This window comes from Moorena bouillonii PNG, from assembly GCF_001942495.1.
Taxonomy (GTDB): Bacteria; Cyanobacteriota; Cyanobacteriia; order Cyanobacteriales; family Coleofasciculaceae; genus Moorena; species Moorena bouillonii.
Map to the genome: position 1 here is coordinate 6,103,244 of NZ_MKZS01000001.1, position 15,985 is coordinate 6,119,228.

16 protein-coding genes are annotated in these 15,985 nt (G+C 43.1%); 9 read left to right on the forward strand and 7 right to left on the reverse strand.

Going from position 1 to position 15,985, the window contains the following annotated elements:
- Positions 1-251: 251 nt before the first annotated feature.
- The gene (gene tal / locus BJP37_RS24805) at positions 252-1,406 is read right to left on the reverse strand and encodes a transaldolase (RefSeq protein WP_075902793.1); all 1,155 of its coding nucleotides are present in this window, start codon (positions 1,404-1,406) and stop codon (positions 252-254) included.
- Positions 1,407-1,495: 89 nt separating this feature from the next.
- Between tal and BJP37_RS40005 the strand changes: the two genes are divergently transcribed.
- A complete protein-coding gene (locus BJP37_RS40005; protein WP_075902795.1) occupies positions 1,496-1,948 on the forward strand; it encodes a hypothetical protein in 453 nt (150 codons plus the stop codon).
- On the opposite strand, the gene fbp is transcribed toward BJP37_RS40005, so the two are convergent.
- Positions 1,881-2,960 carry a class 1 fructose-bisphosphatase gene (gene fbp, locus BJP37_RS24815; protein ID WP_075902797.1) on the reverse strand — a complete coding sequence of 360 codons (1,080 nt, stop codon included), beginning with the start codon at positions 2,958-2,960 and terminating at the stop codon, positions 1,881-1,883. The two genes, BJP37_RS40005 and fbp, sit on opposite strands and share 68 nt — an antisense overlap.
- A gap of 244 nt (positions 2,961-3,204) precedes the next feature.
- Here fbp and BJP37_RS24820 point away from each other — a divergent pair, with 244 nt between their 5' ends.
- A complete protein-coding gene (locus tag BJP37_RS24820; RefSeq protein ID WP_075902799.1) occupies positions 3,205-4,287 on the forward strand; it encodes an ATP-dependent 6-phosphofructokinase in 1,083 nt (360 codons plus the stop codon).
- A 579-nt stretch (positions 4,288-4,866) separates the two neighbouring features.
- On the opposite strand, the gene rbp is transcribed toward BJP37_RS24820, so the two are convergent.
- Positions 4,867-5,145 (reverse strand): RNA-binding regulator, encoded by a 279-nt coding sequence (gene rbp, locus BJP37_RS24825; protein ID WP_075902801.1) that lies wholly within the window; start codon positions 5,143-5,145, stop codon positions 4,867-4,869.
- 328 nt (positions 5,146-5,473) lie between these two features.
- Positions 5,474-5,692, reverse strand: coding sequence for a ssl0294 family protein (locus tag BJP37_RS24835; RefSeq protein WP_075902805.1), 219 nt, complete (start codon positions 5,690-5,692; stop codon positions 5,474-5,476).
- 217 nt (positions 5,693-5,909) lie between these two features.
- On the opposite strand from BJP37_RS24835, the gene BJP37_RS24840 reads away from it, so the two are divergent.
- Positions 5,910-6,494, forward strand: a complete 585-nt coding sequence (locus BJP37_RS24840) for an Npun_F5749 family FMN-dependent PPOX-type flavoprotein (RefSeq protein WP_198954170.1) — start codon at positions 5,910-5,912, stop codon at positions 6,492-6,494.
- An 82-nt stretch (positions 6,495-6,576) separates the two neighbouring features.
- Here BJP37_RS24840 and cysE read toward each other — a convergent pair whose 3' ends face one another.
- Both cysE and BJP37_RS24850 read right to left on the reverse strand, forming a co-directional pair.
- A complete protein-coding gene (gene cysE, locus BJP37_RS24845) occupies positions 6,577-7,341 on the reverse strand; it encodes a serine O-acetyltransferase (protein ID WP_075902807.1) in 765 nt (254 codons plus the stop codon).
- Between the two features lie 110 nt (positions 7,342-7,451).
- On the reverse strand, positions 7,452-7,919 hold the full coding sequence (locus tag BJP37_RS24850) for a hypothetical protein (RefSeq protein ID WP_075902809.1): 468 nt from the start codon (positions 7,917-7,919) through the stop codon (positions 7,452-7,454).
- Between the two features lie 543 nt (positions 7,920-8,462).
- Between BJP37_RS24850 and BJP37_RS24855 the strand changes: the two genes are divergently transcribed.
- Entirely contained in the window at positions 8,463-8,822 is a 360-nt protein-coding gene (locus tag BJP37_RS24855; protein WP_008187977.1) for a rhodanese-like domain-containing protein, read from the forward strand.
- A 365-nt stretch (positions 8,823-9,187) separates the two neighbouring features.
- Entirely contained in the window at positions 9,188-10,279 is a 1,092-nt protein-coding gene (gene hrcA, locus BJP37_RS24860) for a heat-inducible transcriptional repressor HrcA (protein WP_075902811.1), read from the forward strand.
- A 9-nt stretch (positions 10,280-10,288) separates the two neighbouring features.
- Here the strand turns inward: hrcA and BJP37_RS24865 are convergent, their stop codons facing one another.
- Positions 10,289-10,633, reverse strand: a complete 345-nt coding sequence (locus BJP37_RS24865) for a hypothetical protein (protein ID WP_075902813.1) — start codon at positions 10,631-10,633, stop codon at positions 10,289-10,291.
- A 335-nt stretch (positions 10,634-10,968) separates the two neighbouring features.
- Here BJP37_RS24865 and BJP37_RS24870 point away from each other — a divergent pair, with 335 nt between their 5' ends.
- From BJP37_RS24870 to BJP37_RS24885, 4 genes are all read left to right on the forward strand, one after another.
- Entirely contained in the window at positions 10,969-11,388 is a 420-nt protein-coding gene (locus tag BJP37_RS24870) for a ribbon-helix-helix protein, CopG family (RefSeq protein ID WP_075902815.1), read from the forward strand.
- A gap of 255 nt (positions 11,389-11,643) precedes the next feature.
- Positions 11,644-12,393, forward strand: a complete 750-nt coding sequence (locus BJP37_RS24875; RefSeq protein ID WP_143727779.1) for a hypothetical protein — start codon at positions 11,644-11,646, stop codon at positions 12,391-12,393.
- Between the two features lie 156 nt (positions 12,394-12,549).
- Complete coding sequence (locus tag BJP37_RS24880; RefSeq protein WP_158069757.1) at positions 12,550-13,524, forward strand: DUF1822 family protein; 975 nt, start codon at positions 12,550-12,552, stop codon at positions 13,522-13,524.
- A gap of 20 nt (positions 13,525-13,544) precedes the next feature.
- Complete coding sequence (locus tag BJP37_RS24885; RefSeq protein ID WP_075902821.1) at positions 13,545-15,860, forward strand: pentapeptide repeat-containing protein; 2,316 nt, start codon at positions 13,545-13,547, stop codon at positions 15,858-15,860.
- The last annotated feature ends 125 nt before the right edge of the window (positions 15,861-15,985 follow it).

Below are 15,985 nucleotides of genomic sequence, written 5' to 3' on the forward strand. Positions count from 1 at the left end.
AAGGTGATCAAGGTGAAGGTTAAAGGTTAAAGGTTAAAGGTTAAAGGTTAAAGGTTAAAGGTTATCAGGTTAAAGGTTAAAGGTTAAAGGTTGTTTTTGCTCAGGCGTCCCTTTTAGGGTAGGTTGAAGGGTGTTCGCGTAGCGTGGCCTAAAAGCCAAGGTTAAGACTTTACATTAGCTTTCTTACGAAGCTATTTTGTCACCCAACAACCTTCAACCTATATTAACTGGCAACCTTAAAACTTCTTATATTACACTGTAGCCAATAATTTGACTTTGTTTTCTAAAGATGAAATTAAGGAATCAAAGGGCTTAACAAATTTAACGATCCCTTCATCTAGCAATTCATCCATAACTTGGCTGAGATTGATATTTACATCAGGATCGTTGAGAGAGTTGATGGTTTGGTAAGCTTCTTCAACACCTGTCTCAATCCGACTTTCTGGGGAACAGTGATCGGCACAAGCTTCGATGGTATTGGGAGGCAGGGTGTTGACAGTATTCGGTCCAATGAGTTCATCGACATACATCACATCGCTGTAGGCAGGGTTTTTGGTGCTGGTGCTTGCCCACAATAACCGCTGTACCTGCGCACCTTTTGCTGATAGAGCTTTCCAGCGATCGCTTTGGATAATTTCTTTGTACTTCTGGTAGGCAATTTTAGCGTTAGCGATCGCAACTTTGCCTTCAATTCCCTTTAGCTTCGCTGTCAAATTGGGGTCATCGACACCTGCACTTTTTTCCTCCAATTTGGCATCCACTTTGCTATCAATGCGGCTGAGGAAGAAACTAGCTACAGAAGCAATATTACTAATATCTTTCCCTTCTGCCGCTCGTTTTTCTAAACCCCGGATATAAGCCCAGAATGTTTCAACGTAGCTTTCTACAGAGAAGAGCAAGGTAACATTAACGTTGATTCCTTCACTGATAGCTTGCTCTACTGCGGGTAACCCTTCTGGGGTACCGGGAATCTTAATCATCACGTTTTCCCTACCAATAGCTTCGTAATAGCGTTGGGCTTCGGAAATCGTGCTTTGAGTATCTTTGGCGATAGTGGGTGGGACTTCAATGCTGACGTAACCATCTAACCCATTGGTTTGGTCGTAGACAGGTTTGAAGATATCACAAGCATTAGAAATGTCTTCAAATACCAGGGATTCGTAAATTTCCATCACCGACTTCTCGGCACGAATACCGGCTTCAATATCTGCATCGTAGATGGCATTGCCTGCGATCGCTTTTTCAAAAATTGCTGGGTTGGAGGTTATCCCACAAATTCCCCGGGTTTTAATCAGTTCTTTTAGTTCTCCAGACTCAATCAGCGTGCGGCTGAGATTATCCATCCAGATACTCTGACCATAATTTTTTTCAATCTGAAAAATCGGATTCTCGGCTGTCGTTGTCATTGCTTAGCTCCTTATGTGTTATTTGTCAAGGGTTTAAGGTTGTTCACCTTTCGGGTTCGGTGTAGGGTTGGTTGGTTGAAGGTTGAAGGTTGAAGGTTGGTTGGTTGAAGGTTGAAGGTTGGTTGGTTGAAGGTTTAAGGTTGAAGGTTGAAGGTTGGTTGGTTGAACGCGATCGCTTTCAACCAGTTAACCTTGGCCTTTGGCCACGCGATCGCTTTCAACCAGTTAACCTTGGCCTTTGGCCACGCGATCGCTCGATTGCGGGACGCGCGTCCATCGCGTTCAACCTGTTAACCTTGGCCTTTGGCCACGCGATCGCGTTCAACCGCTTAACCTTGGCCAAAAGGCCACGCGATCGCGTTCAACCTGTTAACCTTCAACCGCTTAACCTTCAACCGCTTAACCTTCAACCAGTTAACCTTCAACCGATTAACCTGCAACCGATTAACCTTCAACCGGTTAACCTTCAACCTTTTAACCCTGATCTACGTGCCCTGCCACTTCCAAATTTTCTTGCGCTTGCCTTGCCTTTTCCTCAATGAAGGACTTGACCAAAGCTACATCCTCTTTGCTGCCAATAATTAATGGAGTACGAGCATGGAGGGTTTTTGGCACAGTATCCAAAATGTCTTCGGTACCTGTACTGGCAGCGCCTCCGGCTTGTTCTATCAAAAAGGCTAGGGGAGAAGATTCGTATAGTAGACGCAACTTCCCTTCTGGTTTCTTAACAGTACCGGGATAAAGGAAGACACCGCCCTGATACAAGATGCGGTGAAAATCTCCCACTAATGCCCCGCCATAGCGAGCGGTATAGCCTTCATGGCGATGGACATAGCGAATATAGTCCCGTATGGATTCTTCCCACTGCCAGAAGTTTCCTTCATTGGTGCTATACACTGGGCCATGTTCTGGCACCTCAATGTTTTCCTTCGACAGGATAAACTCTCCCAAACTTGGGTCGAGGGTGAAGGCATGAACACCAGTACCGATGGAATACACCAGGATTGTGCTAGGACCATAGAGAACGTAGCCAGCAGCAATTTGCTTATGCCCGTTTTGGAGAAGATCACGGGCTTCCCCGTCTAGATCATCTCCTTCTTGCTTACGAATCGAAAAAATCGAACCAACATTCAAGTTCGTGTCGATATTGGAGGAACCATCAATGGGGTCATACAGCAGAGTGTAACGTCCAATTGGGCAATTCTCCGGGATATAGTAGGGTTTTTCCATTTCCTCGGAGGCCAAGCGACAGACGAGACCACTTTGCTTAAATACCGAGATGAAAACATCATTGGCATAGAGATCCATCCTTTTGACAGATTCACCCTGCACATTGACTTCACCCGTGAATCCTAACACCCCTTCCATCAAACCAGCTCGGCTCATGCGTTGAGCAATTAGCTTAGCAGCTAGGGCGATGCGATTCATGAGGGCACTTAGGTCTTGTGCCTCCATGGAAAAACTTTGGAGTTGCTCGAAAACGTGACGGGATAACGTTTTACAATCCCGATCCAGGGCTCTTTCTTGAGTTCTAGCTTCAGCTACCTCTGCCATAATTTTTGTCCTCCCTAGGTCTTAGGGCACGTGGTTTGTCAGAGATGTTGGTGTTCGCAAGAGTACCGATTGGCCCAGTGCCTAGTCCTCTTCACTCTCTATCTTAGGGAGGCATTTTTGATGATGCTTAATAACTTTAGAAGAAATACAGAAATCAAATCTTCACACCATTTTTCTTGTCTTGGAGCCTATACCTGAGGTCAAATTGATGTGAACATAGGCATTACAACCTTAAACGGAGATTATGGGAGAACGTAAACGCATTGGCATTCTCACCAGTGGTGGAGATTGTGCTGGTCTCAATGCGGTGATTCGAGCTGTGACTCACCGAGCTGTGGCTACTTACAACTGGGAGGTGCTTGGCATCTGTCGGGCTACTCAGGGGTTGATGCAAAATCCGCCTCAAGCGATTAACCTAACTTTGGACAAGGTTGATCGGATCTTGACTATGGGTGGTACAATGCTTGGCACTACTAACAAAGGCGACCCCTTTGCTTTTCCGATGCCAGATGGTACGCTATGCGATCGCAGCGCTGATATTGCTGATGGCTATCACCAACTGGGTCTAGACGGTCTAATTGGTATTGGGGGCGATGGTAGTTTGGCTATTTTGCGCAAACTTGCCCAACAAGGGGGGATGAAATTGGTAGGTATACCGAAGACTATCGATAATGACGTTGCCATTACCGAGCGCTCCATTGGGTTTGACACTGCCGTTAACATTGCCACCGAAGCTCTAGATCGCTTACATTTCACAGCGGCTAGCCACGACCGGGTGATGATTTTAGAAGTTATGGGGCGTGATGCTGGTCACATTGCTATCAGTGCTGGCATTGCAGGAGGGGCTGACGTTATTCTGATTCCAGAAATTCCTTATACCCTTGAGAATGTCTGCCACAAAATCAAGCAGCTTCAGGACCAAGGGCGAAACTTTTGTCTAATCGTGGTTTCCGAGGCGGTTCGCACTGCAAGCGGTGAGGTGCTTCAGAGTAATGTTGGATTTGGTGAATGTCGCTTAGGTGGTATTGGTCAATATCTAGCCCAAGAGATTTGTAATGCCATTGGAGCGGAAACGCGAGTTACAGTTCTTGGACACACCCAGCGGGGTGCCACTCCTTCACCCCTTGATCGCTTAATTGCCTCAGCCTTTGGTGTGGCAGCAGTTGACTTAATCGCCAATGAACGATATGACCAGATGGTTACATGGCAATATCGCCAGGTTGTCAGTGTACCGATTGAGGAAACCATTAAGCATTATCAAGCCGTGAATCCCAACGGAACTTTGGTCAGAACCGCTAGAGGATTGGGTATTTGTCTAGGAGATTAGACAGTTTTTAGATCATGAACGTTTTAAGTACATGAATCTTGTTGACTGTTGACTGTTAGTGGTCAACGGTCAACGGTCAACGGTCAAATTGAGAACTCTTAAAGAACACTTAATCAGTTATACCAATTAGATGATGAATGCTTCCCCCACCTCGCGTACCAGGTGGGAGTATCCGTCTTGATTACAAGGGCTTATCCCTCGCGACAGGCGGCATTCTCGCCGAACATCCAGGACTTTTGCTGGACTGTTCCCCCAAGTCGTTTCCGCTATGGGGCCATGTTTAGAATCTCTCACCTAGAGTCTGACGTATATAAACCGACTACACAGGATTTACAGGTTTGATTTCCCTTTCGTTGAGAGGTCGTGCCTCCAGGTTGTTCAGAATCTTGTTCTGCCCTTTGCCGTACCGCTCAACATAAACCTAGTTATAGCACAGAATTTGTCGTTTCTTGACCGGATTGACCGGACAGAAGGCGTAAGACATGTGCGCCCCTAACCCCCACCTGAACGTTCGCGCAGCGTGGCGATAGCCAGGTGGGGGAATACGTCGCTCAATCTTGTTCAACAGCTGATTACCAACTACCAGGAATTGCGCCGTGGAGCGTTACTACGATTTTCCCGAGGTCTGGCTTTATTGACCCTGATTCTACGTCCCATCCACTCAGCACCATCCAACTGAGATATAGCTGAGTCTTCTTGATCTGATTCTGTCATTTCCACAAAGGCAAACCCGCGCATTTTGCCGGTTTCACGGTCTGTGGGCATAACAACTCGTTTAACGGTGCCGTAGTCTCCAAAAACTGTTTTTAAGTCGTCTTCGGTGGCTTGATAGGACAGGTTTCCGACGTAAATGGTCATGTCGATCGATGAGGCAGAACATAGAACTAAAGTTCAGAGGCACAGAATAACGGAGTACAACGTATTTTGGTTGCTCACGGTCATATCTGAGGAACCAGTGGTAAATTTCGACAGTGGGCAACCACCTCAGGGGGGGGAAGCAAAATCAAAGTTTTACCAAAGGAATCCACTGAACTTGTGAATACCGTTTCATGATAGCTCACTTACGGGATTATCAGTGGTTGTCTAGTTGACAGTATTTAATAATTCATCAAAAAAATGTCTTGGGGTGGTGCTTAAGCACCAATTAGACCCCAAACAACCACGCTAAATATAGTTGAATTAGCTCTTAATCAATGGAAATAGACTGCGGCCCTTGATTTTTATCATTTTCGCTTCTGTTCTGACCATCTTTGTATATCTCAGAGCCATTTTGAGCCTCTAGCCAACTCTTGAGAGGATCATCTGAGAGATTCAGGCGGAACACTCCTGAAAAAAATCCGCCCAAAAAAGCGACAGGCTGCTGAGTAAATTCTTCAAAAATTGGTGTCAGTTCATTAAGGAACATGAGTTGATCTCCTGGTGCTGGTTGTGCTGGCAATAGTTGTGTGACTGATCAAATTGGGATTCTAATTGGGATTCTAACGTTTAGTCAGCCAACTTGGGGCTTGCTTCCATCCTGAGCTTGAAACTACCCTACATTTAGGTGCGACCCGTGGCGAATTTAATAATTAGATGCGGAAAGCGCACCTTTGCGCTATTTTATGGGCTATGTCTCAAAAAAAATGCCTATTGCTCTTTGGCGATCGCCCCTAGCTCGCGCACTCCACCGAAATCGGAGCCTAGCTTATGCTCGTTACTTTCAACTGGCAACGGTTGACCCCAAGGGCTATCCTGCTAACCGCACCGTAGTTTTTCGGGGTTTTTTGGACAACTCCAACCAACTCAAAGTTATTACCGATACCCGTAGCCAGAAAATTCACGATATTAATCATCATCCCTGGGGAGAAGTTTGTTGGTACTTTCCCAACACTCGCGAACAATTTCGTTTAGCAGGCCAGTTGACCCTGATCACTGCTGATTATCCCGACGAAGGACTTAAACAAGTCCGCCAACAGACTTGGCAAAATCTTTCCGATGCAGCTCGTTTACAATTTGCTTGGCCTGATCCTGGTGTTGCTAGAGTAGCAGATAAACAAGCCTTTTCCCCACCGCCACCTGCCCTAGATCAGCCTTTGCCAAATTTTTGCCTATTATTGCTCGCACCAGTCAAGGTGGATCACCTAGCGTTGCAGGGTTTGCCCCAAAACCGATGGCTTTACTACCAAGACAGTTCTGGGGAGTGGTTTCAAAAAGCTGTTAATCCTTAGCTTCGGGGTCACACCAAGTTTTTCTGTGGGGAACGGCAGGTAAAACCTTGAAGCTGTAACCTGCTAACATTCAACGACTAGATCAAATCCCATAACTATCCAAAAACTGCCGAATTTCTTTATCCTGGAGATCACAACATGGAGCAGTAGTCCCCTTCTCTGGAGCATCTGGCTTTGAAGAGTGATCAGAAATTATTGATGCCATGGAAGATCTTTGCTGAGCTAACTCTTGTAGCTGTTGTTCTAGAGACTCAATCCGGTCTACTAACGCTCGAATTACTTTGGCTTCTGAGTCAGGCAAGCTACCATGTTCAAGGGGATTGACTCGTACACCGGAACGATAGACAATCCGACCTGGTATACCGACCACAGTACAATCGGAAGGAACATCTCGCAAGACCACTGACCCAGCACCAATGCGGACATTATTACCAATTTGGATATTCCCTAGCACCTTAGCACCAGCTCCCACTACCGCATTTTCTCCTAGAGTAGGGTGACGCTTACCACTTTCCTTTCCTGTACCGCCGAGGGTAACACCTTGATAGATTAGACAGTAGTCTCCCACAATAGCGGTTTCTCCAATCACCACACCCATACCGTGGTCGATAAAGACACCATGACCAATTTTGGCACCCGGATGAATTTCAATACCTGTAACAAATCGGGATAACTGACTGAGCACTCGAGGAATTAATGGAATCCCAATCACATGTAACCAGTGACAACAGCGATGAAACAGCAGAGCCTGTAGACCGGGGTAGCAGAACAAAACCTCCAGCCAGTTCCGAGCAGCTGGGTCACGCTCAAAGATAATACGGAAGTCAGCAATCAGGGCAGATAGCACTAGGGGTCACCATAATTAATGCTTGAACAAATTACTAACTAGTTTACCGTTTCTTGATGTAATAGCGAGTGGAAGAAACCCCCTGATGAAAGTGCCGCATCTGTTGCTGGTTACTCAACAGCCGTCAGGGTGTAATCCCACCGTTGTCCTCCCTCAAAGGCACCGACCCAGATTTGGTATGTGCCAGCTGGCCAATTTTGTGCGGTTATGCTGGCATCTTTGTTAGAACCTGTATCATCTCCACAAAGGAGCTGATTGTTGGGAAACTGAATTAGTAAAGTGGTATCTTTTCCCCCTGTGTTTACCCCTATAGTTAAACTGGGGAAATTTGCCTCCAAAACCATCAGGTGATCGGGAGTAGGGTCTCCAAAACCGATACAGGGATCATTGTTGCGATCGCTATTTGCAATCGATGACAACGAGTAAGCACCACCGGTGTGACCACTGACCTGTCCTTGACTTGGGGAAAAACCAGGTGATAAGTTTAAAGAAGCAAAATTCGCTGTCTGAGATAAAACTGGCATAGAACAGAGGGCTACTATTAAAGCTATGACTCCTCTAACACCTTGTCGTACCATTGTCAAAACCCTCCTAAGACTAGTTGTTACTATTTCCTCCCTATTTGAGTAGCAGTACACTATTAGAAATTACAGTACTTACTTAGATTTTCCTATAAACCTCTGTTGTTTGACAGGAACACCTGTGACACTATGCTATCTGCCACATTAATTATTTATTTATAGCTTTGGTATTAATTTATTCTTTACCAATTAGCTATCAGCTATCAGCGATTAGCGCTACGCGCACGCTACTTGAGGTGCTATCAGCCAACGCCTGAATACTTAGATGGACAAATGCCCAAACTTTCAATTCTGTAAAATCTCGAACTATTAAATTATCGTGTTCGATGTTTATTTTAAGCATGATAGCTGACGACTTAAAGCTGATGTTAATGCTGATCGTAACTCCTTTAAATATTGGTACATATTAATCAGCGACCATAGCTGATCACACCATCACCTGATCATTATCTTTAGGGCGAATCAATGAAATTGGGATGACTAGAGGTAGAATAAAGGTCAAAACTAAGAAAACAAGCGCGTTACAGCTATTTCCGTCCTATGGTCGCTCAATCGTTTGATCAACCTCTTCTTGAAATCAGTGTTGAACAACTGGCAAGGCAGATGGCAGATTCCCCGGAGCAGTTACAGCTTATTGATGTCCGAGAACGGCAAGAAGTGGCGATCGCTTCTATAGAAGGGTTTGAAATTCTGCCTTTGAGTGAATTTGCTCAGTGGTCTGGGGAAATCTCTACTCGCTTTGACCCCGCAGTCGAAACCATGGTCATGTGCCATCATGGTATGCGCTCGGCTCAGATGTGTCAGTGGTTAATCAGTCAGGGGTTCACGAATGTCAAGAATGTAGCTGGGGGTATTGACGCATACTCAATCATAGTTGATCATAGCATTCCTCGTTACTAATTGCAGGTCACTACTAACTACTGCTATGAATATATTCTGCTATCTTAGAACAAATGTTCTTACAGCAAATATTTTTAGATAAAATGTATTAATAACCAACTTAATCCTTGGGTGAGCAGAAGCTGCCATAGCTATGGATAAATGCCAGATACTTCCAACTTTCACCAAAACCAACCCTGATTTTTGGTGATTGATTGGGATATCTAATTATCACCCCTACTGTTTTGGACTAAAGACTGGTTAACTCAAGCCAGCTTTTAGGCAAAATTCCATTCCTAGTTAGTATGTTTGATAACCTTAATGGTAACTCCTCCCTCTAATTTAGACTTTTTTTCCTTTAAAATGAAGTTCAGCTTTGGTTCAAAATGTCTCGCCAACAACTAAGTTTAACAAGTCGGCAACAACATATTCTCTGGGCGACTATTCGTCACTATATTGCCACGGCAGAACCGGTTGGTTCTAAAGCCTTGGTTCAAGAATATGACCTGAGTGTCAGTCCAGCGACGATTCGTTCTTGCATGAGTATGTTGGAAAAAGTTGGACTACTATATCAACCCCATACCTCTGCCGGTAGGGTTCCTTCTGATTCAGGTTATCGAACCTATGTTGACCAGCTGATTCAACCGTCAGAAACCTTGAGTCAGTATGTTGAGAATTTATTGGCAGAGAAGTTGAACTGGGAGGAAGCTAAGTTTGAGGTATTGCTACGGAATGCTGCTCAAATTCTGGCAACGGTTAGTGGATATATTGCTTTAATTACTTTCCCTGACAATCGCACTACTCGCCTGCGCCATCTACAGTTGATGCACCTAGAGCTAGGGCAGGTGATGTTGATTATAGTTACCGATAGTTATGAAACTCAGTCGGTATTGATGAATCTGCCCCAGTCAGAGGATGATAGGACGGTTGATGAGTCGATTGTGGAGCGGGAGTTAAAAATATTATCTAACTTTTTGAATAGTAAGCTGCGCGGAAGAACTCTCAGGGAATTGGAGAAATTAGATTGGGGTGAATTAGACCGAGAATTTGTCCGCTATGCGGATTTTTTCAGCAATTTATTAGCTGAGTTGACCCGCCGCACTGTAGCACCTAAGTCCAGCCCGATTATGATTCGTGGCATCTCAGAGGTGTTGCGTCAACCAGAATTTTCGGAAATCGACCAGACTCTAGGTTTGCTACATCTGTTGGAAGAGGAACAGGAGCAACTGTGGTCAGTAATCTTTAAAGTACCGGAAGAGTGTGAAGTTAACTCTCGTGTGAATATTAGGATTGGTGCGGAGAATTCCTTGGAACCGATGCGTGGCTGTACCTTGGTATCTGCTAACTATCAGCAAGACCAAGTGCCGGTGGGAAGTGTGGGAATTATTGGACCAACTCGCATGATTTATGAAAATGCGATCGCATTAGTGCAAGCAGCGGCAGATTATCTAACGGAAGCTTTGAGTCAACCAGCTTAAAGCAAAGTCTTACGGTAACAGCAAGACCTTGATCGCAAATGCTCTATCCAGCTCTTTGTCCAAATTATTCACATTACTATACCTAACGGGACTTGAAAAATTTCTAAGTCCCAACTCAGTTGCCTCCCTAAAACAGAGGGCGTTGATCACCATAGGTAGAGATGCACCCGAATCCACCCATTCCCCTTGCCACTGGGTGGGCAAGTCACCGATTTCCGTAGCTTCTTCAGAGTTTAGGAGGTAGATCTTCAGGAAGGTCCGTATCTTTCCTGGTTGTCTCAGAATAAGCCCCAATATGATGCGATTTTGTTGATAATCTCCTGGATATGACTGTTTAAATCTAAATTTAGCCAAATCTGAATCCCAGCGTTAGCTCCGACAAGTATTGCGCTTACTACCTCTATCGGAGTTCTCATTTTTCTGGAAAAGTCTATTAGAGTCGCAGGTTTCATGTGGGCAGCTTAAATAATGTACATCTTTTGTATATCATACGTATATCATATTTGACCACTAGCAGACAGGCTGACGTCGGGGATATTTTTTTGAAAATAGCTTAAATCCCTATATTAACTGGGTTAGAGGAACGATATTATAGTAATTACTGATCAGCAAGCAGCTATAATAAGTATATCACTAGCCACCAAAAAAGCTATAATACGTATATCACTAGTTAATGTGAATAAATTGTTATGTCTAGGAAACTCGTTAGCTTCAGACTATCTGAAGACCTAGCACAAGCCCTCAAAGACCGCGCTGAGGAGATGGGGATTTCAGTGACAGAGTTAATCAACAGACTGCTGAGACAGGGTTTGGAAACCGATGACTCAGTAGAGGATCGTTTAACAGTAGTAGAAGCCTCCGTTGATAAGCTCATAAAACAACCCAATGTTAATGATCTCGCACTTGTCTTTCAAGGAGTTACTCAATCCCCGGGAGGTTCCCCTGTACCTAAGACTGACTCCAATGTAGAGAGGCGTCTGAATGAATTGCAAGAGTCATTGATGCAGATCCAGGAAAATCTCAACCAGGTGCTGGATCAGGAGCCAAGCAGCCGTAAACCTTCGTCTTCTGTATCAAAGGGGTCTAAATCAGCGATCAAAGGGGTCTAAATCAGCGCAATTGCGTAACCTAGTAAAAGGTTAAAAGTCTGTCTTCAGTCAACCCCGAGATTCCGAAAGACTCTAAATTCAAGGACTACTAAATTAAGTAACTAATTAGTTACTCAATTTAGTGACAAGATGCATACAGCGGTTTTGACGTCAATAGCCCCCATCCCTGATTAGCGGGTAAGCTGAGAATCAGCTGTTGCTGTCACCAAGATTCACTGGGTGTGTTCATTTGAAAACTGCTATGGATATTCAATTATGAGCGTTTTGGTCGGTTTAAGTGTCTTGATGTGTCTCGTATTCGAGCAAGAGCCCTTCTTCGCAGAGACTAGAAAGCTGTTGGAAATCATTAAATCCCAACGAATTGAGGGCTATGTTGCACAGGCGACTGTGGCGAAATTCTTTTATTACGCCAAAAATCTGAGGGGGGAAAAATATGCGACAGAAATTTTATCTATGGTAATGGAAATTCTAAAGGAATGCCCTTTCGATGACACCATCTTAGAGAAAAAGCGATTAACATTAAAGCTTATAGAGATTGCAGATTTTGAAGTTGCTGAAGGGGTGCTTTGTACAATAGCTAATCATCTAGAAGCCTTTGTAACCTTAAATTCTAAAAAATTAAATTATATGGGCTCTATTTTTCCAGTTTTATCAGTCAAACAAGTGTTAGACCGTCAGCCATTAGAAGATTGCTTTCATCTTTCTGAGCCAATTGAAGACTCCTTGCTTTTTCCTGAGCCAATTTATGAGCCAAAGGTAGAAACTGAAATGTCCGTTGTACCTGAGACTGACTCCAATGTAGAGAGGCGTCTGGATAAATTGGAAGAGTTATACATGAAGATGAACGAAAATCTAAACCAGGTGTTGGATCAGGATCCAAGCAGCCGTAAACCTCGTTCTTCTTTATCAAAAGGGTCTAAATCAGCGCGATTGCGTAACCTAGTAAAAGGTGAAAAGTCTTCAGTCAACCCCGAGATTCCGAGTGACTCTCAATTCAGGGACTAATAAATTTTAGTTACAAGATGCATACAGCGGTTTTCAAGTGAATAGCCCCATTCCTGATTAGGGGGTCAGCTGAGAATGAGCTGTTGGTGTAACCAAGATTCACTGGGTGTGTTGACTGTAGTCTATTCATTTGAGAACTGCTATAGATGTTCAATCATGAAGGTTTTGGTAAGTTTAAGTGTCTTGATGTGTCTTCTGATCGAGCAAGAGCCGTTTTCGGCACAGACGCTAAAGTTGTTGGAAATCATTGAATCCCAACGAATCGAGGGCTATGTTGCCAAAGCGACTATGGCTAAATTATTTTATTACGCCAAAATCCTGAGGAGCGAAAAAGATGCGACACAAATTTTATCTATGGTAATGGGAATTCTAAAGGAATGCCCTTTCGATTACACCATTTCAGAGAAAGATCGATTATACAACCTTATAGAGGTGACAGGTTTTGAAGTTGCTGAAGAGCTGGTTTGTGCAAGGGTTAATAATCTGGAAGCCTTGGTAACCTTAAATGCTCAACAATTAAATTCTATGGGCTTTACTTTTCCAGTTTTGCCAGTTTTGTCAGTTAAACAAGTGTTAGAGCGTCAGTCATTAGAATACTGCTTTGATAAAGACTTTGATATTTATGAGCTAATTTATGAGCTGCATGAACCTGAAACCTCACTCCTAAATACCAGGCAGACTGAACTTGATCAGAAACGAGTAAAATTGAAGAATTGGTTGGGCAATGACTTTCGTGAGGCGGAGCAACAAAATTGGCACCCATGGCACGAGATTTTAGGAACAGTACAACCTTCTTATGGATATGCTCTTAAGCACATCAAAGGAGTCCATCGAGTTAAAAAAATTACCTGGGATAATAGATACCAGATGGCTTTAGTGCTCCATGTGGCTAGAGAAACTAATAATGAAGTCGATATTTTTCTACAGCTATATGCTATCAGCAACCCAAATGATTTACCAGAAAATACCAAGATGATTTTACTTGATGACTCAGATGAAACTTTTATAGAAGCACAATCACAACTTGGTGATATTGGTATCCAGCTAAGGTTTAGTGCTGATTATGGAGATAAATTCACTGTTAAAATAGACTATGATAATTACAGTTTTACAGAGTTATTTATAGTTTAGTTTTTTTTATAAAAAATAAAATGGGCAAATTAGTTGTAATCAATCTAGGAGAGGGAAACCTAGAAGCTGGTTGTTTAGCTACTATAAAAATTGGAGATGAGCGCGCTATTCCATTAATAGAAAGACTAGGAAAATTGCCTCCAGCACCAGAATTAGAAAAACTCCATAAGCGCTGGAATTTAATATATCAAAACCTAGGCTTTTCTGTACGCGCTTTGAATAAAAAACCAGATATAAACACTTCTATCATCAGTATCGATCAGTTTCGCCAATTATCCAATAACTTGGAAAAAAGTCTAAATAGTTGGCTTAATTATGAAGATTTTCGTGTCATCAAAGAGGGATTTCTTAAAAATTTAAATCGTTCTGAAGAAATTCGCGTACTTATCCAAGTAGAAGATATTCAGTTACGACGAATCCCCTGGCATCTGTGGGACATTTTTGATTATTACCGGTATGCTGAGGTTGCTTTGGGGGAATTAACCTATGAAAAAGTTAAGCGCCCCGTCTCGTCTATGATCAAGGATAGGGTGAGAATTTTAGCTGTTTTGGGAAACAGTGACGGAATTAATCTTGAAAAAGACCGAGAATTACTAGAACATTTACCTAATACAGAAATTACGTTTCTGGTTGAGCCGTCACGCCTGGAATTAGATAGGGCATTATGGGACGAAAAGGGCTGGGATATCCTCTTTTTTTCTGGGCATAGTTACAGCCAAGGAGATGGCAAGACCGGCTATATTTGTATTAACCAAACAGATAGCTTAATAATTAGTGAGTTAAAAAATGCTTTAAAAGCCTCAATTGAACGGGGATTAAAGATAGCTATATTTAACTCTTGTGATGGGCTAGGTTTAGCACAAAGTTTAACTGACTTGCACATCCCGCAAGTTATTGTGATGCGAGAGCCAGTACCCGATCTAGTGGCTCAGGAGTTTTTAAAGGGATTTCTTAAGTCATTTTCAAGGGGAAAATCGTTATATATTTCAGTAAGGGAAGCAAGGGAACAACTGCAAGGATTAGAGAATGATTTTCCCTGTGCTAGTTGGTTGCCAGTTTTGTTCCAGAATCCCGCAGAATTGCCTCCCACTTGGAATGATCTTGCTCCGATTAGTTTTATCACTCAGCAGCAAGCCAACAACGAAGACCTGATTTTATATCAAAAAAGACTAGAAGCTTGGAATCAGTGGAGGGCAAGAAACACTGAGTTAGTTCCAGAGCTCATGGAAAGAAACTTAACTGGAGCCAATCTTAGGGGAGCTAATCTTAGTAACGTTAATCTTGGTGGAGCTAATCTCAGTCACGCTAATCTCAGTGAAGCTAATCTCAGTCAAGTTAATCTGACTGGAGCTAATCTCAGTCACGCTAATCTCAGTGAAGCTAATCTCAGTCAAGCCAATTTGACTGGAGCTAATCTAACGGCAGTTCAAGCATTGAATACTAACTTTGAAAAAGCATTATTGACTGGGACTTGTATACAAGACTGGAATATCAATAGTGCTACAAATCTTGATGGGATAATTTGTGCTTATGTTTATCTGAGAGATTCTCAACAAGAGCGTCGTCCCCATAGCGGTAACTTTGCTCCAGAAGAATTTAGTAAGTTATTTCAAAAAGTTTTAGAAACTCTTGATTTGATTTTCGTTCATGGACTTAACTGGCAGGCATTTCTTCCCTCATTCCAGAAGATAAAAGTTGAAAGCGGGGCACAGGAGTTAGCGATTCAATCTATTGAGAATAAGGGGGATGGTACTATCGTGATTCGCATAAACATACCTAGGGAGTTCAACAAAGCTGAAATTGAAAAGGATTTCAAGCATAATTATGAGTTAGCACTTAAAGCAGTCGAGGAAAAATATCTAGCTCAATTAAAGGCTAAGCATAGCGAAATAGAGATTTATCGTCATCAAAGTGCGGAGCTAGTGGAAATCATTAAGCTCCAGGCTAACAGACCTATTTATAATACTATTGATTTCGCAGCCAACAACATAGACCAGAGCAATTCTTCAATCGGTTTTGGTTACGCGGGAACAGTCAATGACAGCAAAATAGTTGGCGCTCAGCACTACTACGCCCCAACCAAAAATCTGGCAGAGGCAGCAGCAGAGATTCAGAAACTCCTAAACCAACTTTCACAAATTAAGCCAACCACAACCGAAATTGAAAAATTAACAGTTGTCGCTGAGGCTGCTGAAGAAATCAACAGTAATCCTACCCTGAAAGCAAAGGTTATTAATGCCTTGGAAGCTGGAGGAGTTGATGCGTTCAAAGAAGCTATAGAGCACCCACTTGTGAATATTTTGATAGCAACGATTGAGGGCTGGACCGAGGTATAGTGTAAGGTTTATAAAGGGTTATAATGGATAAGATTGTCCCAGCTAATAGCATTTTAATTTTAGTTGTGAACATATTACTTTAGGCAAGAGACAAAAGGCAAAAGGCAAGAGATAATAAACTATAT

Excerpts from the sequence above, each read along its gene's own strand:
- hrcA (WP_075902811.1), top strand. The coding sequence starts at position 9,188 with ATGTCTCGCCAACAACTAAGTTTAACAAGTCGGCAACAACATATTCTC.
- BJP37_RS24880 (WP_158069757.1), top strand. The coding sequence starts at position 12,550 with ATGAAGGTTTTGGTAAGTTTAAGTGTCTTGATGTGTCTTCTGATCGAG.
- BJP37_RS24840 (WP_198954170.1), top strand. The coding sequence starts at position 5,910 with ATGCCTATTGCTCTTTGGCGATCGCCCCTAGCTCGCGCACTCCACCGA.
- BJP37_RS24870 (WP_075902815.1), top strand. The coding sequence starts at position 10,969 with ATGTCTAGGAAACTCGTTAGCTTCAGACTATCTGAAGACCTAGCACAA.
- BJP37_RS24875 (WP_143727779.1), top strand. The coding sequence starts at position 11,644 with ATGAGCGTTTTGGTCGGTTTAAGTGTCTTGATGTGTCTCGTATTCGAG.
- rbp (WP_075902801.1), bottom strand. The coding sequence starts at position 5,145 with ATGACCATTTACGTCGGAAACCTGTCCTATCAAGCCACCGAAGACGAC.
- tal (WP_075902793.1), bottom strand. The coding sequence starts at position 1,406 with ATGACAACGACAGCCGAGAATCCGATTTTTCAGATTGAAAAAAATTAT.
- fbp (WP_075902797.1), bottom strand. The coding sequence starts at position 2,960 with ATGGCAGAGGTAGCTGAAGCTAGAACTCAAGAAAGAGCCCTGGATCGG.
- BJP37_RS24885 (WP_075902821.1), top strand. The coding sequence starts at position 13,545 with ATGGGCAAATTAGTTGTAATCAATCTAGGAGAGGGAAACCTAGAAGCT.
- BJP37_RS24850 (WP_075902809.1), bottom strand. The coding sequence starts at position 7,919 with ATGGTACGACAAGGTGTTAGAGGAGTCATAGCTTTAATAGTAGCCCTC.
- BJP37_RS24820 (WP_075902799.1), top strand. The coding sequence starts at position 3,205 with ATGGGAGAACGTAAACGCATTGGCATTCTCACCAGTGGTGGAGATTGT.
- BJP37_RS24855 (WP_008187977.1), top strand. The coding sequence starts at position 8,463 with ATGGTCGCTCAATCGTTTGATCAACCTCTTCTTGAAATCAGTGTTGAA.
- BJP37_RS24835 (WP_075902805.1), bottom strand. The coding sequence starts at position 5,692 with ATGTTCCTTAATGAACTGACACCAATTTTTGAAGAATTTACTCAGCAG.